Annotated in this window: 20 protein-coding genes and 1 riboswitch; of the genes, 8 read left to right on the forward strand and 12 right to left on the reverse strand. The window is 63.3% G+C overall.

Annotated elements, in window-relative coordinates:
- Window positions 1-204: 204 nt before the first annotated feature.
- Together NKI69_RS04475 and NKI69_RS04480 are read left to right on the forward strand one after the other, a co-directional pair.
- Window positions 205-1,485, forward strand: coding sequence for a D-amino acid dehydrogenase (locus NKI69_RS04475; protein ID WP_352720224.1), 1,281 nt, complete (start codon window positions 205-207; stop codon window positions 1,483-1,485).
- 8 nt (window positions 1,486-1,493) lie between these two features.
- Complete coding sequence (locus NKI69_RS04480; protein ID WP_352720226.1) at window positions 1,494-2,222, forward strand: GntR family transcriptional regulator; 729 nt, start codon at window positions 1,494-1,496, stop codon at window positions 2,220-2,222.
- A gap of 40 nt (window positions 2,223-2,262) precedes the next feature.
- On the opposite strand, the gene NKI69_RS04485 is transcribed toward NKI69_RS04480, so the two are convergent.
- On the reverse strand, window positions 2,263-3,261 hold the full coding sequence (locus NKI69_RS04485) for a hypothetical protein (RefSeq protein WP_128303370.1): 999 nt from the start codon (window positions 3,259-3,261) through the stop codon (window positions 2,263-2,265).
- A gap of 244 nt (window positions 3,262-3,505) precedes the next feature.
- A riboswitch (glycine riboswitch) is annotated at window positions 3,506-3,592 on the forward strand.
- Between the two features lie 149 nt (window positions 3,593-3,741).
- Here NKI69_RS04485 and gcvT point away from each other — a divergent pair.
- Genes gcvT through gcvP form a run of 3 tightly spaced genes read left to right on the forward strand, consistent with a single transcriptional unit; the run spans window position 3,742 to window position 8,044 of the window.
- Window positions 3,742-4,842, forward strand: coding sequence for a glycine cleavage system aminomethyltransferase GcvT (gene gcvT, locus NKI69_RS04490; protein ID WP_128303369.1), 1,101 nt, complete (start codon window positions 3,742-3,744; stop codon window positions 4,840-4,842).
- A gap of 5 nt (window positions 4,843-4,847) precedes the next feature.
- Window positions 4,848-5,216, forward strand: coding sequence for a glycine cleavage system protein GcvH (gcvH, locus tag NKI69_RS04495; protein WP_128303368.1), 369 nt, complete (start codon window positions 4,848-4,850; stop codon window positions 5,214-5,216).
- Window positions 5,217-5,233: 17 nt separating this feature from the next.
- Entirely contained in the window at window positions 5,234-8,044 is a 2,811-nt protein-coding gene (gcvP, locus tag NKI69_RS04500) for an aminomethyl-transferring glycine dehydrogenase (RefSeq protein WP_128303367.1), read from the forward strand.
- Here gcvP and NKI69_RS04505 read toward each other — a convergent pair whose 3' ends face one another.
- The 10 genes from NKI69_RS04505 to cpaB all read right to left on the reverse strand — a co-directional run bounded on the left by NKI69_RS04505 (window position 8,045) and on the right by cpaB (window position 18,216).
- A complete protein-coding gene (locus tag NKI69_RS04505; protein ID WP_023810510.1) occupies window positions 8,045-9,220 on the reverse strand; it encodes a GGDEF domain-containing protein in 1,176 nt (391 codons plus the stop codon).
- A 165-nt stretch (window positions 9,221-9,385) separates the two neighbouring features.
- The gene (locus NKI69_RS04510) at window positions 9,386-9,856 is read right to left on the reverse strand and encodes a hypothetical protein (protein ID WP_023810509.1); all 471 of its coding nucleotides are present in this window, start codon (window positions 9,854-9,856) and stop codon (window positions 9,386-9,388) included.
- A 160-nt stretch (window positions 9,857-10,016) separates the two neighbouring features.
- The gene (locus NKI69_RS04515) at window positions 10,017-10,823 is read right to left on the reverse strand and encodes a PA3715 family protein (RefSeq protein WP_352720229.1); all 807 of its coding nucleotides are present in this window, start codon (window positions 10,821-10,823) and stop codon (window positions 10,017-10,019) included.
- A 96-nt stretch (window positions 10,824-10,919) separates the two neighbouring features.
- The gene (locus NKI69_RS04520) at window positions 10,920-11,882 is read right to left on the reverse strand and encodes a type II secretion system F family protein (RefSeq protein ID WP_352720231.1); all 963 of its coding nucleotides are present in this window, start codon (window positions 11,880-11,882) and stop codon (window positions 10,920-10,922) included.
- A complete protein-coding gene (locus NKI69_RS04525) occupies window positions 11,834-12,850 on the reverse strand; it encodes a type II secretion system F family protein (protein ID WP_352720234.1) in 1,017 nt (338 codons plus the stop codon). Before NKI69_RS04525 ends, NKI69_RS04520 begins: the two co-directional genes overlap by 49 nt.
- 4 nt (window positions 12,851-12,854) lie before the next feature.
- The gene (locus NKI69_RS04530) at window positions 12,855-14,279 is read right to left on the reverse strand and encodes a TadA family conjugal transfer-associated ATPase (protein ID WP_352630173.1); all 1,425 of its coding nucleotides are present in this window, start codon (window positions 14,277-14,279) and stop codon (window positions 12,855-12,857) included.
- Window positions 14,276-15,490, reverse strand: coding sequence for a CpaE/TadZ family protein (locus NKI69_RS04535; protein WP_127297210.1), 1,215 nt, complete (start codon window positions 15,488-15,490; stop codon window positions 14,276-14,278). The genes NKI69_RS04530 and NKI69_RS04535 overlap by 4 nt, the downstream gene beginning before the upstream one ends.
- A gap of 49 nt (window positions 15,491-15,539) precedes the next feature.
- Complete coding sequence (locus NKI69_RS04540) at window positions 15,540-15,809, reverse strand: hypothetical protein (RefSeq protein WP_128303365.1); 270 nt, start codon at window positions 15,807-15,809, stop codon at window positions 15,540-15,542.
- Between the two features lie 4 nt (window positions 15,810-15,813).
- On the reverse strand, window positions 15,814-17,232 hold the full coding sequence (locus tag NKI69_RS04545; RefSeq protein ID WP_502900148.1) for a type II and III secretion system protein family protein: 1,419 nt from the start codon (window positions 17,230-17,232) through the stop codon (window positions 15,814-15,816).
- Between the two features lie 57 nt (window positions 17,233-17,289).
- Entirely contained in the window at window positions 17,290-18,216 is a 927-nt protein-coding gene (cpaB, locus tag NKI69_RS04550) for a Flp pilus assembly protein CpaB (protein ID WP_245273189.1), read from the reverse strand.
- Between the two features lie 229 nt (window positions 18,217-18,445).
- Here cpaB and parE point away from each other — a divergent pair, with 229 nt between their 5' ends.
- Both parE and NKI69_RS04560 read left to right on the forward strand, forming a co-directional pair.
- Complete coding sequence (gene parE, locus NKI69_RS04555) at window positions 18,446-20,503, forward strand: DNA topoisomerase IV subunit B (RefSeq protein WP_023810500.1); 2,058 nt, start codon at window positions 18,446-18,448, stop codon at window positions 20,501-20,503.
- A 45-nt stretch (window positions 20,504-20,548) separates the two neighbouring features.
- The gene (locus NKI69_RS04560) at window positions 20,549-22,615 is read left to right on the forward strand and encodes an FUSC family protein (protein ID WP_352720237.1); all 2,067 of its coding nucleotides are present in this window, start codon (window positions 20,549-20,551) and stop codon (window positions 22,613-22,615) included.
- On the opposite strand, the gene NKI69_RS04565 is transcribed toward NKI69_RS04560, so the two are convergent.
- The gene (locus NKI69_RS04565; RefSeq protein WP_352440240.1) at window positions 22,612-23,736 is read right to left on the reverse strand and encodes a DUF2336 domain-containing protein; all 1,125 of its coding nucleotides are present in this window, start codon (window positions 23,734-23,736) and stop codon (window positions 22,612-22,614) included. The two genes, NKI69_RS04560 and NKI69_RS04565, sit on opposite strands and share 4 nt — an antisense overlap.
- 150 nt (window positions 23,737-23,886) lie before the next feature.
- On the opposite strand from NKI69_RS04565, the gene NKI69_RS04570 reads away from it, so the two are divergent.
- Entirely contained in the window at window positions 23,887-24,339 is a 453-nt protein-coding gene (locus NKI69_RS04570; protein ID WP_352440239.1) for a MaoC family dehydratase, read from the forward strand.
- Window position 24,340: the final 1 nt, after the last annotated feature.

A 24,340-nucleotide genomic window follows, 5' to 3' on the forward strand; every position in this document is an offset into this window, starting at 1 on the left:
TGATGCCAATCAGAATTGTCGACAATAGAAACGACAACTTTGCCAAACGTGTCAAGAGCTCCGTTCGAATTTTGGGAACCGAGAAATGCCGGGGTTCGCCCTGTCTGAACGGTGAATCGATCGTCGACCCACGCGCCGTTGACAATGACCAGCGTCTTCCTATTGAATTGTCGACAATAGAAACGACAACCATTCGGGACAGCGATGCGCGTATTGATCTTGGGCGGCGGCGTTGTCGGGATCACCACGGCCTATCAGTTGCAGAAGGACGGCCACACGGTCACCGTTCTCGAGCAGGCATCACAGGTGGCCGAAGGGGCAAGCTGGGCAAATGCCGGCATGATCGCGCCCGGCCATTCCTTCGTCTGGTCATCGCCGGCCGCGCCAAAAACCCTGCTGAAGTCACTGTTCCTGAAAGACCAGGCGCTTCGTTTCAAGCTCTCCACCGACCCGCATCTCTACAGCTGGTCGTTGCGCTTCCTCATGCAATGCACGGCCGCCAAAGCACGTCGCAACACTCTGCTCAAACATCGGCTTGCGGTCCATTCCCAATCGGTCCTGCAGGCGGTCGTCAGGGAAGAGGCGATCCCGTACGACAGGACGTCGGACGGCATTCTTTATTTCCACCGCAGCCATCAGGCGCTCGACAAGGGCGTCGCCAACATGCGCCTGCTGGAAGCCGACGGCCAGGAGATCCGCATCGTAGACGCGCAGGAAATCGTTGACCGCGAGCCGGCGCTGGCTTCGTCGCGCGACAACATTGCCGGCGGCGTATTGTGTCCGACCGACGAAACCGGCGACGCCGCCAAGTTCACGCGCGCGCTGGCGGCCATCGTCGAAAATAGGGGCGGCAAGATCCTGACAGGGACCAGGATCGTGGGGATCGAACGCAGAAAGGAAACGATCACCAAGGTCGTCACCGACAAGGGAGAGTTTCTGGCCGACACCTACGTTCTGAGTCTCGGCGCCGAGAGCCCCGTCCTCGCCCGCAAGATCGGCCTTGGTCTGCCGATCTATCCGGTCAAGGGATATTCCATGACCATTCCCATCGTCGATCGGGCGCTGGCTCCAAAACTCCCTGTCATCGATGAGCACAACCTCGTCGCCATCACGCCGATGGGCGATCGCATCCGCGTGACCGCCACCGCGGAATTCGCAGGCTATGATCGCAGCCACAAGCCTTCGGATTTCGCCTTCATGAAGCGCGTCACGCAGGACTTGTTCCCGCGCGGCATCGCCTATGATCGCGCCGAGATGCGGGCCTGCCTGAGGCCCATGACGCCCGACAACCTGCCGATCCTCGGCCTGCGCAACATCAAAAATCTCTGGCTGAACACCGGCCACGGTCATATCGGGTGGACCATGGCACATGGATCGGCCCGCATCGTCGCCGATCTGATCGCCGGCCGGGCGGCACCAATCGCCCTCGATGACATCCTTCCCACACGGGCGCGGTTTGCCGAACCAAGCGCCGCAAAGGCTTGACCGACGCCATGCTCCGACCCACCAGGCAAAGCAACCAGGACAACAGCGCGGCGTTGGCATCCAAGCCGATCAAGACCGGCCCGCGTGTCTATGAAGAAATCCGTGGCATGGCGATGGACTATCGCTTCAAGCCGAACGAGCGCATCAACGAAGTGGCGCTTGCCGCCAGGCTGAATGTCAGCCGCAGCCCGATCCGGGAGGCGCTCCAGCGGTTGGTCACAGAAGAACTCATCACTTTCCAGACCAATCGCGGCTTCTTTTGCCGGGGCTTCGATGTCGACGAGATCGTCAATCTTTCCGACGTGCGGGCGGTGCTCGAGGAGCGCTCCGTCAGGCTGGCGATCCAGCGCTCGACAGATGAGGAGCTTGCCGCGCTCGTCGACTGGTGGACGCTCACCATGGCGCGCGCCGACTCATTTTCCAGCACTGAGCTGACCGCCAGGGACGAGGAATTTCACATCCGCATCGCCAGGCTGTCAGGTAATTCCGAACTGGCGCGCATGCTCGAAGGCATCAACACGCGCATCCATTTCGTTCGCAAGATCGAAGTGGAGAAGCACCGGCGATTGTCGACGACCTACACCGAACACAGCGAAATCGCCCGGGCCATGGTAGCCCGCGATGCCAACAGGGCCGCAAGGCTCATGCACGACCACATCGCCATCAGCGTCGCCGATGCCATGTCGACCGTCAGGGAAGGCTTGGCAAGGATATACATCGACGTCGACCAGATCTAATCGGGCAACCCCGGCTTTGACCGAGGCAACCCCCTACCGCTCAGGCAACCTTGTCGAGCAGCGGCCTCAGCGCCGGATGGATTTCCGGTGAGGCGTGCTTGATCAGCGTCAGCAGCGCGCGTTCGTTCTCGTAAAGAGGCCTGTCGACGCCGATATGTTCGATCAGCCAGCCGGCTTCGCCGGCATCGATCGTCTCGGCGCGGCGGGCCAGGGTCTCGGCCGCCCTGTTCTTGGCTTCCCACTCGGCCTCGATGTCGCCCGGGGACCGATAGGCTTCCATGATGCCGGCAAGGCCGCCAGAGATCATGCGGCTGAAGAAGCCGCCGATTTCCGGATCGGCATGTTCGAGGAAGGCATCGCGGCGCAGCGCCACATCGCGCGTCGGTGCTTCGTAGCCGGCCGAGCACATGACGAAATTGGCGATCGCCTTGACGAACAGCTCGTTCCAGGACGGATCGTTGTGCCCTTGAGCAGTGCACTCGTTGATCTTGAACAGCACCTCGGCCTCGGCGCGCGTGATGGCGATGTTGCCGTCGCCGCCATGGGCATGGAGGATCCGGCGCAGCAGCTCGACCGCCTGTGCGATGAGGCCGGGAGCCAGCGCGCCGCCGAGCATCAGCGGCCCCTTGCCGTCAATGACGGCATGCGCCACCTGCTCCAGCGCATAGACGCAAAGCTGGCTCGGCGACGATCTTGCCTGCTCCAGCACATGCACCAGCAATTCGAGCTCGGTCCGGCTGTCGACCATGCCATCGCGCGAGATCGTGCGGATCAGCCAGTCGGCATTGTCCTGCGAGATATAGCCCGACGGCTTTTCCTGGTGGACGATATAGTCGGTAACCGCCTCCACGAAGAAGGGCGGCCATTCCTCGCATTTGTCCTTCGCCGTTGCATCGAGCGCAAACAGCGCCTCGGCCTCGCCGCGCGTCACGACGCCATCGCCGAACACTTCATGGCGCAACATCGCCACGTCCTCCGCGGCGATGCGGCTTTTCGAGGTCAGCCCGGCCACCGGCGCGCTCATGATCAATTCGCCCATTTGTCGTCCCCGTCCGCCGTCGCCAAGCGCCGGCCCCAAGCGTCATACAAGCCAACATATCAGCAGTGTCTTGAAAAACCGGCAAACGGCGTGGTTAGCGAAGACTTGTCGGCCAACGCATGTCGCCCAAAAACGTGCCGCGGTTTTGAAGAATGGCATGCACGCGCTTTAGATGTCGCTGACAGGTGACAAGCCGTCGCGCGCGAGCTATGGATGGCGCGTCGAGGACTCAGGGTCTGAGTCCTACCTGTTTGCGGGAGAGAACAGCGAGAGCTGTCGCCGAAGGGGAAATCGCCCGAAATCTCTCAGGCAAAAGAACCGTAGACGGGAAAGACACTCTGGAAAGTCGGGGCTTGCCCCCGCGCCGAAGGTGTAAGCGCCGCTGACAGAGCTCCGGCTGCGCGAGTCTCTCAGGCTTCAGACAGAGGGGCACGGACTGGTCGCCATTCGCGGCCGATTGCGTGCGACTCTGGAGACGACATGACGGGCGACGATACAAGACACCTACCCCTCGAAGACATCCATGTGGCCGCCGGTGCGCGTTTTGGCGCTTTTGCCGGCTGGTCGATGCCGCTGACCTATCCGGCGGGCGTCATGAAGGAACATCTTCACACCCGCGAACAGGCTGGCCTGTTCGACATCTCGCATATGAAGCTGTTCGAAGTCAGCGGGCCGGAGGCGGTTGCGCTGCTCAACCGCGCTTGCCCCTTGGATGCAGGCGCACTCCAAATCTCACAGTCCAAACTGTCCTTTTTCCTCAACGAGGCAGGCGGCATTCTGGACGACCTGATCGTCACCAGACTTGGCGATAGCAGGTTCATGGTGGTCGCCAACGCAGGCAACGCCGTCGCCGACGAAAAGCATTTGCGTGCACTTGCCGCGGATTTCGACGCCAGGGTCGAGCCGCTCGACCGCGTCTTCCTGGCCATCCAGGGTCCTGAAGCCTGGGCCGCCCTTTCGCGCGCCGGCATCGAGACCGGCTCGCTGCTGTTCATGCATGGTGTCGAACCGCGCAAGAACTGGTTCATGAGCCGGTCGGGCTATACCGGCGAGGACGGTTTCGAGATCGGCCTGTCGGAAGCCGATGCGCGCGACCTCGTCGCGAAGCTGCTCGGCGATGAACGCGTGCTGTGGATCGGCCTGGCCGCCCGCGACAGTCTGCGGCTGGAGGCAGGGCTGTGCCTGCATGGCCAGGACATCACGCCGGAGACCGATCCGGCCAGCGCTGCGTTGATGTGGGCAATTCCAAAGGACATCCGCGCTTCCGGCGCTTTCATCGGCGCCGATGCGCTCCGCGCCGCCGTGGAACGAGGACCCGCGCAAAAGCGCGTCGGGCTGAAGCCGGAAGGCCGCCAGCCGGTGCGCGCCGGCGCCGCGCTCTTTGACGCCGACGGCACGCCCGCCGGCCATGTCACATCAGGCGGCTTTGGCCCGTCAGCCGGCCATCCGGTCGCCATGGGCTATGTCACGGCGCCACTGGCCAAACAGGGAATACGGGTTTTCGCCGATGTTCGCGGCACGAAAATCCCAGTCGATATCAGCTCCCTGCCCTTCACACCGCATCGCTACCGCAAAGGATGATCTCAATGGCAACGACCTATTTCACATCAGATCACGAATGGCTCCGCGTCGAGGGCGGCATCGCCACTGTCGGCATCACCGACTATGCGCAGGAGCAGCTCGGCGACCTCGTCTTCGTCGAACTGCCGGAGACCGGAAAGAAATTGACCAAGGGCGACACCGCCGTCGTGGTCGAATCCGTCAAGGCGGCTTCCGATGTCTACGCGCCGGTCGATGGCGAGATCACCGAAGCCAACAGCACGCTGTCGTCGGACCCGTCACTGGTCAACTCGGCGGCAACCGGCGCCGGCTGGCTGTGGAAGATGAAGCTTGCCGACGAAAGCCAGCTCGCGGGCCTCATGGATGAGGCCGCCTACAAAGCCCATATCGGCTGATATCAGGACGGATTGACATGACCGCAGCACTCACTCCCTTCTCGGCCCGCCACATCGGCCCGAGCGTCAACGATGTCAGAGCCATGCTTGCCGTGATCGGCGTTCCGTCCATCGAGACGCTGATCAGCCAGGCCGTGCCGCAGTCGATCCGCCTCGACTTGCCGCTGACCCTGCCCGCACCGGCCAGCGAAGCGGAAGCGCTGGCCGAATTGTCGGCGACCATGGCCAAGAATACGGTGCTGAAGAGCTTTATCGGTGCCGGCTATCACGGCGTGCATGTGCCGCCGGTCATCCAGCGCAACTTGTTCGAGAACCCGGCCTGGTACACGGCCTACACGCCCTATCAGGCCGAGATCAGCCAGGGCCGGCTGGAGATGCTGTTCAACTTCCAGACGCTGGTCACGGAATTGACCGGTCTGCCGGTGGCGTCGGCCTCGCTGCTGGACGAAGCAACCGCCGTCGCCGAAGCCATAGGCATCGCCTTGCGCCACCACCGCGACAAGCGCACCAAGATCGCACTTGCCGGCACGCCACACCCGCAGACACTGGACGTCGTGCGTACCCGCGCCGAGCCGCTCGGCATCGAGATCGACGGCGAGACGATCGACGACAACACCGCTGCTTTGCTCGTCTCCTGGCCGGATACGTTTGGCGTCTATGGCGACCACAAGGCGGCGATCGACAAGGCGCGTGCGACCGGCGCCATCGTCGTCTTCATTGCCGATCCGCTCGGCCTGGCGCTGACCGATGCGCCGGCCAAGCTTGGCGCCGACATTGCCGTCGGCCCGATGCAGCGTTTTGGCGTGCCGATGGGCTTTGGCGGGCCGCACGCCGCCTATTGCGCCGTCTCCGACAAGTTGACGCGGCTGATGCCTGGCCGCCTGGTCGGCCAATCCACCGATAGCAAAGGCCGGCCCGGCTACCGGCTTGCCTTACAGACACGCGAACAGCATATCCGCCGCGACAAGGCGACCTCCAACATCTGCACCGCACAGGCGCTGCTTGCCAACATGGCGACGGCTTATGCGATCTGGCACGGCCCCGCCGGGCTGCAGGCGATTGCCGGGCGCATCCACACGCTGGCCAATCGTCTGGCAAGCGGCCTCGAAGCGGCAGGCGTGTCGGTGATCGGCGCCAGCCGTTTCGACACGGTGACGGTGGAGACCAAGGGCAAGGCGGCGCAGATCGCCACTGCGGCTGAAAAGACCGGCCGGCTGCTGCGCGTCATCGATGCCGACCATGTCGGCATCAGCTTCGATGAGACCTCGACCGATGCCGATCTCGATGCGATCGCCGCCCTGTTCGGCGCCAAGGCCTCTCCGTCGGCCGACAGCACCGTACCTGGCAAGCCGCGCGGCAAGGAGTTCCTGACCCAGCCTGTGTTCCATGAGAACAAGTCGGAAACCGACATGATGCGCTTGCTGCGCCGGCTGGCCGACAAGGATCTGGCGCTCGACCGCAGCATGATCCCGCTGGGATCCTGCACCATGAAGCTCAACGCGGCGGCGGAAATGATGCCGGTAAGCTGGCCTGAAATCGCCAATTTGCATCCCTTCGCGCCGGCAAGCCATTCGGCCGGCTATCGCGCCATGATCGGCGAACTGGAAGGATGGCTGTCGGAGATCACCGGCTTCGACGCCGTCAGCCTGCAGCCCAATGCCGGCAGCCAGGGCGAGTATGCCGGCCTGCTTGCAATCCGCGCCTATCATCGCTCACGCGGCGAAGGTCATCGCACCGTCTGCCTGATCCCCTCCTCCGCTCATGGCACCAATCCGGCAAGTGCTGCGATGGCCGGGATGAGCGTTGTCGTTGTGCGCTGCCTGGAGGACGGCAATATCGACATGGACGACATGAGAGCCAAGGCCAACGAGCATTCCAAGAATCTCGCGGCACTGATGTTCACCTACCCCTCGACGCATGGCGTCTACGAGGAAGGTGCACGCCACCTCTGCGCCCTTATCCACGAGCATGGCGGCCAGGTCTATTTCGATGGCGCCAATCTCAACGCGCTGGTCGCCTTGGCGCGGCCCGCCGATATCGGCGCCGATGTCTGTCATATGAACCTGCACAAGACCTTCTGCATTCCGCATGGCGGCGGTGGCCCGGGCATCGGCCCGATCGGCGTAAAGGCGCATCTGCAGCCCTATCTGCCGGGACATGTCACCGAAGGTTCGGCGCACGCCGTGTCGGCCGCACCATTCGGCAGTGCCTCGATCCTGCCGATCACCTGGATGTATATCCGCATGATGGGCGCCGCCGGACTGAAGCAGGCGACGGAGACCGCCATCATCTCGGCCAACTACGTGGCGACACGGCTCGCGCCGCATTTCCCGCTTCTCTACAAGGGCAGGCACGATCGCATCGCGCATGAATGCATCCTCGACACCCGCGTGCTCAAGGACAGCGCCGGCATCAGTGTCGACGATGTCGCCAAACGGCTGATCGACTACGGCTTCCACGCGCCGACCATGTCCTTCCCGGTCGCCGGCACGCTGATGGTGGAGCCGACCGAATCCGAGCCCAAGCGGGAACTCGACCGCTTCTGCGAGGCGATGATCGCCATCGCAGGCGAGGCAGCGAAAGTCGCCAGGGGCGAATGGCCTTTGGCCGACAATCCGCTGGTCAACGCGCCGCACACCGCCGCCGAGGTGCTGGCCGGCCAGTGGACGCATCCCTACTCGCGCCTGGAGGCGGCCTATCCCGCCGGCGACGCCGACACGGCAGCCAAATACTGGCCACCGGTGTCACGCATCGACAATGTCGCCGGCGACCGCAACCTGGTCTGCTCCTGCCCGCCACTGTCGGACTATCTGGGTGCGGCGGAATAATTACGCGGAGCGCAAGGCCGGCTTGATAGGTTCGGCCTTGCCTGTCCTTTTACGGCTGATGACGCAGTTTCGCCCGGCGCGCTTGGCGGCATAGAGCGCCGCATCGGCCTCGGTCAGCACCTCATCGAGGCTGCTGCCGCTTGCCTCGCCAAAGCCGATGCCGCCGCTGACCGTGCTGCGCAACTTGCCGAGTTGGGTGGCGACGATCTCGGTGCCGAAGGCCACACAGATCTTGCTGGCGAGATCATGGGCCTTCTCTTCCGTCATTCGCGACATGACGACGGCGAATTCCTCGCCGCCCAGGCGAAAAGCGTCGACGCCGGTCCTGGCATATTTCTTGATGACCGCGGCGAAGCGGCACAAGACCTGGTCCCCGACCGGATGGCCATAGACATCGTTCGTCCGCTTGAAGTGGTCGAGGTCGAACATGACGACGGACATGAACGGACCGAAACTCCGCTCGCCGTAGAGCGACGTCAACGCCCGCCGGTTCATCAACCCCGTCAGCGGGTCGGTCATGGTCTCGGCCTTCAGCTCGATCTGCGCCTGCAGATGGTGGAGGGAGAGCGTCAATGCGCCGAGCCCGGTCATGCAAGCCACCGCCACGACGGAATTCAGTCGTTCGGCCCAGTTGTCGGGCGCGACCGCGAGCGTCCATTGCCCCTTGGTCAGCAGAACCACGCCACAAAGCGCAAACGACACAGCGCAGGTGCCGCTCAGAAACGAAACCACCAGCAGGATCCGGCGATCGTGACTGCCATTGATCCAAAACATGGCGCCGATCGCCGACAGAAGCACCGTCACCGTGGCGTAGGTGACGATGAAGCCGACACCGTCAAGCCCCAGGAAGGTCACTGCCGCACAGACAGCCATGGCGGCAAGCGCCGGTGCAACGGCGCGTCTGTGGCCGGGCACGCCCAGATATTGCATGGCCGACACGCAGAGGATCAGGAACCCCAGGCTGAGCAGCGCAAGCACGATCTGACAGAGCAGCGGATCGGGATCCTTGGTGTATCGCCAGAACAGGATCACATGCGCGACGAGCACCAGAATGCCGCACGCCACCGTCAGCACGAAGCCTGCCTTGGGCGCGGTGAACCAGATCGCAAACATGGTGACGCTGAGGCAGATGCCCGACAGCGCAGCTGCGAGCAGGAGCGAACTGAAGTCCAGCATATCGGGCAAGGGCCTCTCGAGCGTCGGCGGTTGCGCTGCACTCTAAGGTCAGCGGCAGCCCTCAGATATGGGTTTTCAGCCGATCTATCGATGCAACCTACGGATAGGGTTTACAAAACGTTCGATGCCATGTGTCCCGAAACCGGACCCTTGGACGACGCGAGGTCAACCCTTGTTCAAGAGAGCGAGGTTGGCGTTGACGACGGTGGGATCGGCCATGCCGGCCTTCGCTTCGAGCAGCAGCGCCTTGGCCTTCTTGCGATTGCCGCGCAGCAGTTGCGAATAGCCCATGTTGTTGACGATCTGCGGCTTGCGGCCGGCGACTTTCAAAAGCTGGCCGTAGGCACGGTCGGCGAAGTCGAAGCGGCCGAGTTCATCATAGGAAGCAGCGAGCCCCATCCAGGCCTCCGCATTGTCGGCCTTCAACTCGACGGCCTTGCGGAAGTGCTTTTCGGCGAGGCCGTAATTGGCGTCGCGAAACTGCGCCTTGCCTTGCGCCAGATCGGAGGTGTCGATGTCCTTCGCCGCCGGTTGGATGGCGGTGGTCTTGGTGGTGTCGACGCCGCCCGTTGTACAGCCAGACATCATCAAGACGGCCGAAATCGCGGCCATTGCCGTGAAGTTACTGTGACGCATGCCCCTGCCTCATCGCCCGATTTGCCGGGTCGTTCTTCAGGAAACACATTATATCAGCGACGCTTAAACTTTGGTGCCGAAACGTCACCAAAATTTGGTTTCGGGCACACCAGCCATTAACCACCAGGCCACGCTGCTTCAGTCGCAGCCAGCGGCGTCCTCACGGCTCCAGGGCTTTGAGCCCCGCAGGAGCCGTATACCGGCTGCCATCATAGCGCAGCCGGTAGGTTTGGCTCACGGACTTGCCGGGATGGGACTGGCACTCGCCATCCTTGTCGGGCAACGGATTGTCAGTATCCATTTGCTCGACCACCGTTATGTCGTGGTAGCCATGATGTTTGGCCGGGCTCATCGCCAGGCTAACCCGACTAGTATGAAAGTATCCGGCGCAATTGGTATCGCCCTCGCCGCCATTGCCGCCCACGACCAGGCCATCGAGCACCATCCTCAGGGAATCGCCATCGACGGCATAGAGCCGCAGGTCGGTTTCACTGAAGGGATTAGGCAGCGAATTGTTCGCCATTTCGATGCGCAGGCCAAAGGCAGTAACATCGGGCGCCAGCGCATAGCGGCCGGTATCAAGTTCGACCTTGCGGATGGCGATGGCATCATCATTCATCAGCCCGGGCTGGAGCAAGCGCTGGCGCACCTGCCGGCTCTTCCTGTCGACAATCAAAAGCTCGATATCGCCGGCATGCGCGTAGTCGCTGGGTTGGGACCCCTCCATCAGCGGCACTGCGACCAACAGCAGGTCGTCATGGGCGGGCCAGATCTTGCAAACCAGCCCCGGCGGATCGCCATACGCGAATGTCAGGGCGATGCTGGTGTGGGGTTCGAGCGTGAACGAGGTGCCGTCGGCGCTCTTTCGAGCCTTGGGGTAGGCCTGCTGCAGCAGGGCGGCGGCATCGCCGCAATCGTCGGCCACGGCCCAGGCGGGCGACAGGCTGGCCGCGGCAAGGCCGAGCAAGAGAGTGCGCAGCAGCATGGACTTCTCACCTGCAAAGCCGGGTTCGGTCAGAACAATGGTTGTCAGCCCCTTGCTAGGGCTTTTGTGAAGCGCTCGCTAGTGCGCCGTCATTTTGACGATGACTGGAATGGCCGCGATCATCAGCACCACCGGCAGGATGCACACAACAACCGGCACCGACATCTTGGCCGGCAAAGCGTGCGCCTTTTCCTCGGCCAACGACATACGCTTATGGCGCATGTCGTCGGAGAAAACGCGCAGCGCCCCCGACAGGCTGGTGCCGAGTTCCTTGGACTGCTGCAGCAATGTGGCGAAGGAACGCACCTCGTCCAGGCTGAGGCGGTCGGCGAGCGCCTTCAGCGCATCGTCGAGGCTGCGCCCGGCCCTCAGCTCCAGCGACACCAGCTGCAGGTTCTGGCTGAGCGCGGGATAGGTCTTGGCGAGTTCCTTGGAGACGCGCTCTATGCCCGCCTCCATGCTCATGCCGGCATCCGAGCAGACAATCATCAAGTCCATGAAATCGGGAAAGCCGTTGCGGTACTCACGCCTGCGTTCCCGCACTTTCTGGCTCAGCACCAGGCCGGGCAGGAAATAGCCGGCCGCTCCCGACAGGATGACGAAGGTCCAGCGGCTGGCCATCGTCGCGTCGGGGCTGGCCATCCACCGGTTGAGCACAAACACACCGATTGCCGTGCCGATCATCGCGGTGAACCGGATCAGGAAGAACGTACCGACAGCGCGCGGCTCCATGTAGCCCGCCTGGATAAGCTTCATACGCAGCCGCGCGACATTTTCCGGATCGCTCCTGGCGTAGAATTCCTGCGCCCGCTTCACCGCCTTCTCGCGCACGATGCCGGTATTCTTCTTTTGCACCGGCTCCGGTTTGGCGGCCACGGGACCGTTGTCGACCCTGAGCCGGCGCATGACCTCGTTGCGGTCGCCCTTCGCCATGACAACAGGCCAGGCAACAGCGGCAGCACCCGCCGCCAGCAGCAGGATGGCCACCGGCATCAATGAGGTCGGCGCAAGCGAGGCGAGGAATTCGATGAAGCGCTGCATGTCAGAACTTGAAATTCGACATCTTGAACATCATCAGATTGCCCAGCATCAGCCAGGTGATCGACCCGCCGAGCAGGTACCAGGTTTTCGCCTCGCCCCAGACGTCGCGGTAGAAGCCCGGCATCAGCGCCATGATGGCGGTGAACAGCAACGCCGGCACCGCCGTCAGTATGTAGGCCGACATCCGGCCTTCCTGTCGCAATTGCGCGCACCTTGCGGCGCAGCTTGCCGCGCTCGCGGATCGTCGTCGCCAAGCCATCGAGGATCTCGCGCAGATTGCCGCCCGAACTGGTCTGGATCGAGACGGCGGTGACGAACAGCGGCAGATCCTCCTGGCCGACCCGGTCGAACAGCGAGTTCAACGCCGAAACCAGATCGGAGCCATAGGTCACCTCGTCGGCGATGACGCCGAACTCGGTGCCGATCGGGTCGGGCATCTCGCGCGCCACCATGGCGATCGCCACCGGCACCGGATGGCCGGCCTTCAGGCCACGCGTGATCAGTTCCAGCGCCTCCGGCAATTGCATGCCGAACCGCTTCACCCGGCGCTTGCGCTTGAAGCGCAGCGTCATCACTGGCAGCACCGGCACAAGCACCACAAACAGCACAAACCCCATCAGCGGTGGCAAGCCGTACCAGATGGCGACCAGACCAGCGGCGAATGCCACGCCGCAGGTGATCATCAGGAATTTCGACAGCGGCATGATCATGCCCGACTGGATTCGCAGAGCGCGGAACCGGTCCGGCGAAAACAGCGGCGTGCCCGCGTCAAGGCCCCGCTCCTTGCGCAGCTGGACGAGCACCTGCTCCTGGCTGATCTTGTTTTCCTGCAGCTTCATGCGCCGGTTGATGGCGGTGCGCTTGTCGCTGCGGCCGGCATAAAGCAGGTAGCAGGCCTCGGCGATCAGGATGCCGGTCAGTGCAGCCGCGGCATAGACGACATAGATCGCGCTGAGCCCGTCGAACACTTGGCTACTCCTGCGGCCGGCCGGGTTCGAAATATCGCCCGGGGAACTCGATGCCCATGGCGCGCAGATCCTCGAGGAACCGCGGCCGGATGCCGGTCGCCTCGTAGTGCCCCAGAATCTTGCCGTCGGCCTCCATGCCGGTGCGCACAAAGCGGAAGATCTCCTGCATCTGGATGACATCTCCTTCCATGCCGGTCACCTCGGCGACACTGGTCACCTTGCGCTTGCCGTCGGACAGGCGCGTCAGCTGAACGATCAGGTCGAGCGCGCTGGCGATCTGGCTGCGGATCGACTGCACCGTCATCGGCATGCCGGTCATGCCAAGCATCTGCTCGAGCCGCGAAATGGCGTCGCGCGGCGTGTTGGCATGGATGGTCGCCATCGACCCTTCGTGGCCGGTGTTCATCGCCTGCAGCATGTCGAATGCCTCCTCGCCGCGGCACTCGCCGAGGATGACGCGGTCGGGGCGCATGCGCAGCGCATTCTTGACGAGGTCGCGCTGCTTCAGCTCGCCATGGCCTTCGATGTTGGCGGGACGTGTCTCCATGCGCGCGACATGCGGCTGCTGCAACTGGAGTTCGGCCGCGTCCTCGATGGTGATCAGCCGCTCGTCTTCCGGAATGAAGGCCGACAGCGCATTGAGCATGGTCGTCTTGCCGGTGCCGGTGCCGCCCGAAATGATCGTCGTCTTGCGGGCATGCACGGCCGCCGCCAGCACTTCGGCCATGTTCTGGGTGATGGCGCCGAATTCGACCAGTTTGTGCAGGCCGAGCTTGTTCTTGGAAAACTTGCGGATCGACACCAGCGGCCCATCGACCGCAACCGGGCGGATGGCCGCGTTGAAGCGCGAGCCGTCCAGCATGCGGGCATCGACCATCGGCTGCGATTCGTCTACGCGGCGACCGACCGCGGCGACGATCTTGTTGACGATGCGCAGGAGATGCGCCTCGTCCTTGAACGGAATGTGGACCGGCTGCAGCTTGCCCTTCTTTTCGACAAAGCAGTTCATGTGGCCGTTGATCAGGATGTCGTTGATGTCGGGGTCCTTGAGCAGCGGCTCGAGCGGACCGAGGCCGACCATCTCGTCGACGATGTCGTCGACCAGCGCGTCAAGCTCGACGGTGTTGATCGCCATCCGCTCCTGCTTGGTCTTTTCCGACACGAAATCATGCACTTGCCGGCGCATCTCATCCTTCGGTAAACGCTCCAGCGCGACAAGATTGATCTCTTCGAGCAGCAGCCGGTGGATACGCACGCGCGCATCGAGCACCTTGTTGGCATTCTTTGCCGGCGCTGTGTCCGGCTTTGCCGGCAAAGCCTTTCGGCTGGTCGGAATGACGACGGCATGATGGGCGACCGGCGTCGTCTCAGGCGCGCGCTGCTGCGGACGCGCATCTCGGTTCTGCAGGGCGGAGAAGCGGCTGGTCATCCGGCTTTCCTCTTCAGCAATCCACGGCCCATACCAAACAGCGAGCGCGATTTCGCGCGGGTTGGGACCGCTTCTTCCGGCAGGATGATCTTCTTCAGGTCGTTGATGACATTGGCGTTCGGATCGATCTCGTGCAGCGGCACGCCGCGATCGACCGCTTCGCGCACCAGCCGGTAGTTGTTGGCGATGCCGCCGACGAAATGCTCGCCGAGAATTTCCTGGACGTCCGCCTGCTTGATGCCGTTGTCGAACATCTTCTGTTCGAAACGGTTGACGATAACGTTCGGCTTCACTTCCTTGCCGGCAGTCTCGTAGACCGCCTGGATCAGCCGCTGCGTGTGGCGCAGGCACGGCACCGTCATTTCCGCGACGATGTAGAGCTTGTTGGAACCGAGCAGCACGGTTTCCGTCCATGGAAACCAGGTGCGTGGCATGTCGATGACGACATTGTCGAAATAGGCCGAAACGAGGTCCAGCATGCGCACCACGACATCAGTCTTGAACGAGCGCATCTCTGCTGGATGCGCCGGTGCCGCCAGCACGCACAGCCCGCTGGCATGCTTGGACAGCATCACGTCGAGCAGTTGCCGGTCGAGACGCTCGGGCTGGTTCTCGATCTCGGTGATGTCGAAACGCGGTTCGAGGTCGAGATATTCGGCACAGGCGCCCTGCTGGAAATTGAGATCGACGACGCAGGTCGAGGCGCCGCGCGTCACCGAGTGATGCAGCTGGAAAGCGGTCTGCAGCGCCAGCGTGGTGGTGCCGACGCCGCCCGCGGCAGGCATGAAGGTGTAGATCTGCGACTCGCTGTTTTCCTCGCGCCCGGGTCCCTGCAGTGCCCGCACGACAGAGCGCACCAGATCGGCGGTGGTGATCGGCTTGACCAGGAAATCCGCGACCTTGAGCTGCACGAGAATGCGCACCGCGGCGGCGTTGAACTCCTGGGTGACGACGACGACCGGAACCTTGTCCTCCAGCCGGCGCATGATGCGCTGCAGCGACTCGACCTCCTCCAGCCTTGCCGCATCCATGTCGACGATGATGGCGCCGAAGTCGGCTTCCTGGATCTCGCCGCGCAACTCGGTAACGTTCTTCTCCACTGTCGAGAGCTGTATGATCTCGGAGGCGGAAAACGCGGTGCGCGTGTCCTGCGCAAACGTCCTGTCGGTCGATACGAGCAGGATCTTCCTGGTCTTGATGCCGTTTGCCATTCTGTCAGCCTGTCAGGTCGATCGACCGTTGGATCAGTTGCCCGTGGGATCAATTGGTCGTGCTGGACTGCGACGCCTTGGCACCGGCCGCCTGATCGGGTGTTACGGCCGCGGCACTGCCTCGTTGGGCCGGCACCAGGAGCCTGGTGTTCTGGACCCCGTATTTCCAGGGATCGACCATCTGCATGACGGTGTTGGCGGCCTGCGCATTTCCGGCGCCGGCCGTCGGCCCTTCGCTGCGCACATAGTCGTCGCTGGTGCAGCCAGCGGTAAAGCCGGCCAGCAGCAAGGCGACGCTCGATCCAAAGACCAGACGCATGGCTTCAATCCTTCGGCAGGTCGAGGAAATGCCCAGCCGAAGCGGCCGCTGCAGGTTGAGTGACGCGGCCGTCTGCCAGCGCCACGGTGCGACCGGTATCGGCGCCCTTCACTTCCTCGGTGTTGTTGAGAAAATAATCGGCGTTGCTGGCCGGCTGCGTGCCATCGGTCGGCTCGACGAGCTTCTTCGACGGATCGACCGGCTTGACCAGATAGGGCGTTACGATGATGACGAGGTCGGTCTCGCGCCGCTGATAGGATTTCGACGAGAACAGCGCCCCAAGCACCGGCATCTTGCCGAGGCCGGGAATGCGCGACGTGGTGATGTCGTTCTGCGACTGCAGCAATCCGGCGATCATAAAGCTCTGGCCGTTCTTCAGGTCGACCGATGTCCTGGCACGGCGCACGATGAAACCGGGCACCGAAATGCTGCCTATGTTGTAGGAGGCAGACGCGTCGATCGAGGAGACTTCCGGCGCGATGTCCAGGCTGACCAGCCCGTCCTTCAGAACCGTCGGCGTGAAATCCAGGCTGACGCCGTACTTCTTGTAGCTGACCGAGATCTTGCCGTCGTCCTCGGAGACCGGGATCGGGAACTCGCCGCCGGCGAGGAAGCTCGCCGTCTGGCCGGACCGGGCGATCAGGTTCGGCTCGGCCAGCCGCCGCGCCAAGCCGCGCTCTTCCAGCGCTTTGATGGCGATATCGATGGAGACGCCATTCGACAGCAGCTTGCCGATGATCTCGCCTGTTCCCGCGCCCTGTATCGATCCGGCCGGCAGCGTGACGTCGCGGCCACCCATGCCATAGGCGAAATTGGCGGCGTATTTGGCGCCGAGATCCTGGCCCGCCTGGCGGTTGATTTCGACAAAGCGGACGTTGAGCTGGACCTGCTGCGACGACGAGATGTTGACCGAGTTGATCACCTCTTCAGTGCCGGAAAAGCGCGTCGCGATCTTGTTTGCCTTTTCGGCGGCGACCGCGTCATCCGCCTCGCCCGACAGCACGACCCGGCCATTGGCCGATCCGACCGTGATCCTGGCATCCGGCACGCTGGCGCGAATGGTGCTGGCCAGTTGGTCGGTGTCGAGCGTCACCTCGATGTCGACAGTGCCGACAAGCTGCTTTTTCTCATCGAACAGGGCAATGCCGGTGGTGCCGAGATTGTTGCCGAGCACATAGAAGGATTTGTCGGTCAGCGGATTGACGTTGGCGATCTCCGGATCGCCGATGACGATCTGGTAGAAGGCGGCACTGGTCATGATCGTCTTCGGCTTGCCCTTGGCGACCTTGATTGACGCATTCTTGGTCGACGACACATAGACGATCTCGTTGTCAGCCCTCGCCGAGGCGCCGAAGGCCAGCATCGCGGCAGCAGCCAGCGAAGACGCGACAGCCGCCGCACGCAAAACGCGCAACCGCCCCATGACCCGATATGTGAACAGCCCGAACATTGTCCCGTCCCTCACCCAGTCCCCACTGGCTTATTTCTGGTCCCGCGAAGGAACCTGGTATTCCTCGGCCTTTGTGCCGCGCGTTACGATGACCGTCTTGAACTTCGGCTTCTCCGGCTCTTTCACCACGGCATCGAACAGCGAGCCGGCAGCGGCCTGCACGTTCGAGGCGGCCGATCCACCGAACGAAGAGATGGTGGTGACGCCGCCCTTGCCGTCGCCGCCTTCGCTGGCCGAGCGCAGCGACAGCGACAGCGTACCGACAGTGCGGGCCAGCGCCACTTTCTGCGCGCCGTCGGTCGTCACCTCGATGGTCACCGAATTGGAAATCTGCGGCGTCGTCTGGCGCTCGTCGGCACCTTGCCCGACGCTCAGCACCTTGGCATCGGCAACGACAATCTCGGAGGTGACCGTCGATCCGGCCGCACCCTGTGCATTCTTGGCCACTTCCTGAATTTCGCCGGCATCGCGCGTCAGCACGACATCAACGCGGTCGCCCGGTGTGACGAAGCCGCCGACACCTGCTATCTCGTCGGTGCGGATGGTGACCGCCCGCATTCCGGGCGTCATCATGTTGGAGAGTGTCGCGCGGCCGTTCGGACCGGACAGCTTGGTCAGCAGTACCGGCTCGTTGACCTCGATCGGCGACAGCACCACGCGGCTGCCATCGGCAAGCACCGCATTGATGGTGGTGAAGGCGCCCTGCGGCACGGCCTCTTGCGACCACGGGATTTCGCTGAGCTGCGCGCGGTCGAGCGCCATGCCGTAGCGCAATGGGGCATTCGCCACCACGATGGTCTTGAACTCGACCTTCGGCACGACAGCTGCCGGAATAGACGACGTCTTCTCTTCGGAATCGGCCTTGGCCTGGCTTTTGACCCAGAAATCCGCGGCAAAGATCGAGATCGCCCCGAAAACGGCGGCGATGCCGATCATCGATATGGCCTTGCCCCTCACGCCGAAACCCCTGATGCCCGCAGTTTCTTGTTTTGTTGGGCTTAACCCTAGGCGGCATTGTTAAAGAATCAGGAATCCTGCACCGCGGTATCGGACCTATTTCCGCCGGCTTGGTTATCGAATGGTTTTGGAGTAAGAGGGGCCATATCCCCGAACGGAACAGGAACCTCGGTCGCTTGGCGCTGAAAAGCGTGGCAGTATCGCGAGGTGATTCGCAGCATCGGACTCTATGGCAGGCATGGACGATCTTTTCGGCAATGACGACAACAAGCCGCAGCCGGTTCGCGCGCCAGCGCGCCCTGCGGATCCACTGGTGGTGCAAGCCACCAAGCGTCCTGCCTCGACCAAGGACGGCAGCGAGGGCTATAGCGCCGCCGACATCGAGGTGCTGGAAGGGCTGGAGCCGGTGCGCCGACGGCCAGGCATGTATATCGGCGGCACCGACGACAAGGCGATGCACCATCTGTTCGCCGAGGTCATCGACAATTCGATGGACGAAGCGGTGGCCGGCCATGCCACCTTCATCGATGTCGAGCTCTCGGCCGATGGCTATCTCGCCGTGACCGACAATGGCCGCGGCATCCCGATCGATCCGCACCCGAAGTTCAAGAAGCCGGCGCTTGAAGTGATCATGACGACGCTGCATTCGGGCGGCAAGTTCGACTCCAAGGTTTACGAGACATCAGGCGGCCTGCATGGCGTCGGCGTGTCCGTGGTCAACGCGCTGTCGGACCATCTCGAGGTCGAGGTCGCGCGGGGACGGCAACTCTATCGGCAAAAATTCTCGCGCGGCGTTCCCGTGACCGGGCTGGAACAGTTGGGCGAGGTCCACAACCGGCGCGGCACAAAGATCCGCTTCCACCCCGACGAGCAGATTTTCGGCAAGGGCGCGGCGTTCGAACCGGCGCGGCTCTACCGCATGACGCGCTCGAAAGCCTATCTGTTCGGTGGTGTCGAGATCCGCTGGACCTGCGATCCGTCGCTGATCAAGGAAAAGGACCAGACACCGGCCAAGGCGGAATTCCATTTTCCCGGCGGCCTGAAGGACTATCTCAAGGCATCGCTCGGCGACGACTTCCAGGTGACGCGCGAAATCTTCGCCGGCAAGAGCGAGAAACAAGGCGGCCATGGGTCGCTGGAATGGGCGGTGACCTGGTTCGGCGGCGACGGCTTCATCAATTCCTACTGCAACACCATCCCGACCGGCGAAGGCGGCACACACGAGGCCGGCTTCCGCAACGTGCTGACGCGGGGCCTGCGCGCCTATGCCGATCTCGTCGGCAACAAGCGCGCCTCGATCGTCACCTCGGAAGACGTCATGATCTCGGCGGCGGGCATGCTGTCGGTGTTCATCCGCGAGCCGGAATTCGTCGGCCAGACCAAGGACAGGCTGGCGACGATCGAGGCGATCCGCATCGTCGAGACCGCGATCCGCGACCCGTTCGACCATTGGCTGGCCGACAACCCGCAGGAAGCCTCGAAGCTGCTCGAATGGGTGATCGCACGCGCCGACGAGCGGGTACGCCGGCGCCAGGAAAAGGAAGTGTCGCGCAAGAGCGCGGTGCGCAAATTGCGGCTGCCGGGCAAGCTCGCCGACTGTACGCAGAATGCCGCGGCCGGCGCTGAACTGTTCATCGTCGAAGGCGACTCGGCCGGCGGCTCGGCCAAGCAGGCGCGCGATCGCGCCAGCCAAGCGGTGTTGCCATTGCGCGGAAAAATCCTCAACGTTGCCAGCGCCGGCAACGACAAGCTTGCCGGCAACCAGCAGATCTCGGACCTGATCCAGGCGCTCGGCTGCGGCACGCGGTCGAAATACCGCGACGAGGATTTGCGCTACGATCGCGTGATCATCATGACCGACGCCGACGTCGACGGCGCCCACATCGCCTCGCTGCTGATCACCTTCTTCTACCAGGAGATGCCGGCACTGGTGCGTGGTGGCCACCTCTATCTGGCGGTACCGCCGCTTTACTCGATCAGGCAAGGCGGCAAGGTCGCCTATGCCCGGGATGACGCGCACAAGGACGAGCTTATGCGCACCGAATTTACCGGGCGCGGCAAGGTCGAGCTTGGCCGCTTCAAGGGTCTGGGCGAGATGATGGCGGCCCAACTCAAGGAAACCACCATGGATCCGAGGAAGCGCACGCTGCTTCGGATCGATGTGATCGACGCCGAGGCGGCGACCAAGGACGCCGTCGATGCATTGATGGGCACCAAGCCGGAGGCCCGCTTCCGCTTCATCCAGGAACGCGCCGAATTCGCCGAGACGGAAGTGCTGGATATCTAGCCACCAGCCGGTCCATAACAAGGCTCCAGTTGCGGAGACGAGCATGTGACCTGGGCGCGGCTGAAAGGCTATTTCGAGACGAGTTTAGCCGGCTTGACGCAACCGACGCGTTCGGACTGGATTTTCTCGCTGCGCACTGTTTCGGCTGGCCTGATCGCTCTGCTAGCCGCCTATGCGCTGAAGCTCGACCATCCGCAATGGGCCATGATGACGGTGTTCATCGTCGCCCAGCCGGTTGCCGGCATGGTACTGGCGAAGGGCTTCTACCGGCTGCTCGGCACGCTGGTCGGCGGCATCGCCGCGATCGGCATCACCACCGTTTGCGGCACCAACCCCTGGGTGCTGGTAACGGTGCTTGCCGTCTGGATCGGCATCTGCACCTTCGTCTCGTCGCTGCTGCGCAATCCGGAAGCCTATGGCGCCGCCCTCGCGGGCTACACCGCAATGATCATCGGCCTGCCCGCTTTCGGACAGCCGCATCTCGTCGTCGACCTCGCGGTCGCGCGCTGTGCCGAGATCGTGCTTGGCATTGTCTGCGCCGGCCTGACCAGCCGCCTGATCCTGCCAAAACTGGCCAGCGACGCCATCGTCTCGCGCCTGAAACGCTGCATCCTTGATCTTGCCACCTATGCCGGCGGTGCGTTCTCCGGCGGCGACCCGGCAACGCTGTCCGCGCTGCACCGAAAGCTGATCACTGATGCCCAGACGCTCGGCGAGATGCGCGCCTATGCCAGGCTCGAAGCGCCAAGCTTCGCGCCGCGCGCCCATCCAGTCCGGCGCACCATCGGACAGCTGCTCTCCGCGCTCTCGGCGGCACGCGCGCTGCATTCGCACGCCGCCCCGAAGAATGCGGCGCTCATTCCGGTGCGCTCGGAATTACAATCGCTGGTCAGCGAGCTGGCGACCAAGCCCGGCGCGCTGGACGATACGGCGCTGTGGATGGCTCGGCTCGATGCGATTGCCGGAAACGCCCGGCAAATGCCCGATACCTCGACCGACCAGGGCAACGACAGGGTCGGCACTATCACCCGCCTGACCATCGCCGCCGATTTCGCCGATGCGCTCAAGCAGGTGCTGCGCGGCCTCGACGCCTTGCGCGCGCCTGCCACACGTCCGGCCCGGGGCAGCAGGCAGCCTGCGCTGGTGGTGCATCGCGATTACGCCGGCGCATCGCGTAACGCCTTGCGTGCTGCCCTTGCCACGCTGCTGGTCGCGGCCTTCTGGCTGACGACGAAATGGTCGGAAGCGGCCGGTACGGTCATTCTCGTTGCTGTCGTATCGAGCCTGTTTGCTGCTCGCCCCGACCCTGTGCAGGTCGCCTGGGGTTTCTTCAAGGGAACGCTTCTGGCGCTGCCGTTTGCCTTTCTCGTCGGCCAGATCGCATTGCCTGCCCTGCCCGGCTTCGGCTGGTTCATGCTGTTTGTCGTGCCCATCCTTGTACCGACGGCGCTGGCCATGGCCAATCCACGCTATGTCGGCGTGGCGACGGCCTTCGCCATCAACTTCCTTGCCTTCCTGAGCCCGCACCAGGCGATGACCTACGATCCCGGACCCTTCTTCGCCGGTTCGGCGTCGATCCTGGTCGGCATCCTGCTGGCGATCGGTGTCTTCATCGTCGTGCTGCCCGCCGATCCGTGGCTCGCGGCCAACCGCATCGTGCGCGCCATGCGCGAGGATCTGGCGCGGCTTTGCCTGCATGAGCGCGTGCCGAGACGTTCGGCCTTCGAGAGCCTCGCCTACGACCGCATCAACCAGCTGATGCCGCTGGTGCAGAATGCCGGTCAGAAGGGCGATGCGGTTCTGGGCGGCGGAGTCGCCGCCGTCACCGTCGGCCTGGAGGTCCTTCGGCTGCGCGATGCAAGCCAAAGCCATGCCATTCCATCCGAGACCGCGCTTTCGATCGCCAACTTCCTGAGGGGACTGGCGCGCGAACTGCTTTTCCGCGCCCCCAGCGATCCGCAGACCTCGACCGTCGCCGTCGCCCGGCAGTACGCAGCGAACATCGCCGAGCGAAACGGCACCAGCGAATTGCTGCAGATCGCGGCATCGCTGCGCATCATCGCCGCCGCGATGGAGGATTTCCCCGACTTTTTCGCGAGGGATAAAGGTTAAGCTGCCGCTATCGCCAGCGCGTGGCCTCGCGCGTTCTCGCGCAGCGCATCGAGATGGATCGACTTGATCAAGGCGGCAAGATCGCCTTCGGCGGATTGCCCACCCACTTCCTTGAGCATCAGCCAGCTGACCTCCTGCACACCGGCGATGCGCTTGCCGTTGGCAACCTCGCGCCAGATCTTCAGCGCACGCAGGATGATGGCATGGGTGACTGCGGCGAGTCCGGCGCTGCGGAACAGCGCCTGCAAGGCCACGTCGTGCCCACCGGCCAGCAGCGCCCTTACCCTTTGTTCGGACTGCTGGCTGAGCGCGACCAGCGCCGAGCCGAAGAAATCCACCTTGCCATGCGCGATGGTGCGGATCAGAAAGCTCGCGGTAAGGTCGCCACGCAGCCTGAGATGCTCGATCAGGGCCGCATGTTCTTCCTGGCGCGTGCCTTCGATCAGCGTCACGGAAGCCTTAACGCAGGCGTCGCGCATGACGCGGTCGGCTCGCGCCGCGCCCATCATCGCCATCACCAGTGGCGACGTTTTCAACATTTCGCCAAGCTTGACGAGCAGCATATGCCGGCAGTCGGCCGGCAGCCTGATATCCGATATCAGCGCCTCGCGCACCAACGGCAGGTGCCCATGCCGTTCGGCCATGCGGCGGAAGCTGAGCGAGGCGATGTCGGCGCCGCTGTTGGCGAGCAGCACGGCGCAGGCGTCCGCCTCGCCGATCTCGGCGATGGCCGCCGACAGCGCCATCGAGACGAGTGGCCGGTCGGCGATCAATTTCTGTGTCGCCTTCGGACTTGAAGCCACGCGGTTGATCAGGTCGGCGTCGGTGAGCAGCGGCGAGCGCGCCAACACCACGCCGGCGACTTCCGGCTGGTCGGAGGCCAGCACGCTGATGATCTGCATTGGCGCGTGGTGGCTCATCGACAGCGCCTCGGCCATCGCCAGCCGCACCTTCGACGAGGCATCGTCGAGCAACAGCGTCAGCGCCGCCTCGGCGGCGCAACGGTCCTCGAAAGGCAATTCGGAATTGATATAGGCCCGGGCCAGAGCGCTCGCCGCCGCGGCGCGCTCCGACACCCTGGCCGTGTAGATCCATTTCAGGAAATGCGAAACAACAACCATGCCCGCCTGCTTACGCCCCTTGTCAGAAGCTTCTGACCCCACTGACGACCGTAGGCAGAATTGGTTTACGAACCGTTCACCATGTTCATTAACTGGCTTGCGAGGCTGATTTGCAGCGCCTATCACCGTCAAGCACCTGAGGAGAAAGAAATGGCCGGGCTTTATCTCCAAGAGTTCGTTGTCGGCCATGTCTTCCAGCACACGCTGCGCAAGACCATTACCGAAAGCGACAACATGCTGTTTTCGGTAATGACGCTGAACCCGCAGCCGCTGCACATCGACTTCGATTTCGCCGCCAAGAGCGAATGGGGCAAGCCGCTGGTCAACTCGCTGTTCACGCTCGGCCTGATGATCGGCATTTCGGTCAATGACATCACAGTCGGCACTACGGTCGCCAATCTCGGCATGAAGGAGACCGTGTTTCCGCATCCGGTCTTCCATGGCGACACCATTCGCGTTGAGACGACAGTCATCTCGGTGCGCGAGTCCAGGTCGAAACCCGATCGCGGCATCGTCGAATTCGAGCATCGCGCCTACAACCAGCATGGCGATCTCGTCGCCAAATGCACCAGGCAAGCGATGATGCTGAAGAAGGCGATCTGAC

The sequence above is a fragment of the Mesorhizobium sp. M0491 genome, assembly GCF_040321265.1.
In the GTDB taxonomy this organism is placed as follows: domain Bacteria; phylum Pseudomonadota; class Alphaproteobacteria; order Rhizobiales; family Rhizobiaceae; genus Mesorhizobium.

What these genes read in the sequence shown, in the direction of transcription:
- NKI69_RS04510 (WP_023810509.1), bottom strand. Translation starts at nt 9,856, where the DNA reads ATGCGTCACAGTAACTTCACGGCAATGGCCGCGATTTCGGCCGTCTTG.
- NKI69_RS04535 (WP_127297210.1), bottom strand. Translation starts at nt 15,490, where the DNA reads ATGGCAAACGGCATCAAGACCAGGAAGATCCTGCTCGTATCGACCGAC.
- gcvT (WP_128303369.1), top strand. Translation starts at nt 3,742, where the DNA reads ATGACGGGCGACGATACAAGACACCTACCCCTCGAAGACATCCATGTG.
- gcvP (WP_128303367.1), top strand. Translation starts at nt 5,234, where the DNA reads ATGACCGCAGCACTCACTCCCTTCTCGGCCCGCCACATCGGCCCGAGC.
- NKI69_RS04505 (WP_023810510.1), bottom strand. Translation starts at nt 9,220, where the DNA reads ATGCTGGACTTCAGTTCGCTCCTGCTCGCAGCTGCGCTGTCGGGCATC.
- gcvH (WP_128303368.1), top strand. Translation starts at nt 4,848, where the DNA reads ATGGCAACGACCTATTTCACATCAGATCACGAATGGCTCCGCGTCGAG.
- NKI69_RS04565 (WP_352440240.1), bottom strand. Translation starts at nt 23,736, where the DNA reads ATGGTTGTTGTTTCGCATTTCCTGAAATGGATCTACACGGCCAGGGTG.
- NKI69_RS04480 (WP_352720226.1), top strand. Translation starts at nt 1,494, where the DNA reads ATGCTCCGACCCACCAGGCAAAGCAACCAGGACAACAGCGCGGCGTTG.
- NKI69_RS04540 (WP_128303365.1), bottom strand. Translation starts at nt 15,809, where the DNA reads ATGCGTCTGGTCTTTGGATCGAGCGTCGCCTTGCTGCTGGCCGGCTTT.
- NKI69_RS04485 (WP_128303370.1), bottom strand. Translation starts at nt 3,261, where the DNA reads ATGGGCGAATTGATCATGAGCGCGCCGGTGGCCGGGCTGACCTCGAAA.
- NKI69_RS04520 (WP_352720231.1), bottom strand. Translation starts at nt 11,882, where the DNA reads ATGCAGCGCTTCATCGAATTCCTCGCCTCGCTTGCGCCGACCTCATTG.
- NKI69_RS04475 (WP_352720224.1), top strand. Translation starts at nt 205, where the DNA reads ATGCGCGTATTGATCTTGGGCGGCGGCGTTGTCGGGATCACCACGGCC.
- parE (WP_023810500.1), top strand. Translation starts at nt 18,446, where the DNA reads ATGGCAGGCATGGACGATCTTTTCGGCAATGACGACAACAAGCCGCAG.
- NKI69_RS04545 (WP_502900148.1), bottom strand. Translation starts at nt 17,232, where the DNA reads ATGGGGCGGTTGCGCGTTTTGCGTGCGGCGGCTGTCGCGTCTTCGCTG.
- NKI69_RS04570 (WP_352440239.1), top strand. Translation starts at nt 23,887, where the DNA reads ATGGCCGGGCTTTATCTCCAAGAGTTCGTTGTCGGCCATGTCTTCCAG.
- NKI69_RS04530 (WP_352630173.1), bottom strand. Translation starts at nt 14,279, where the DNA reads ATGACCAGCCGCTTCTCCGCCCTGCAGAACCGAGATGCGCGTCCGCAG.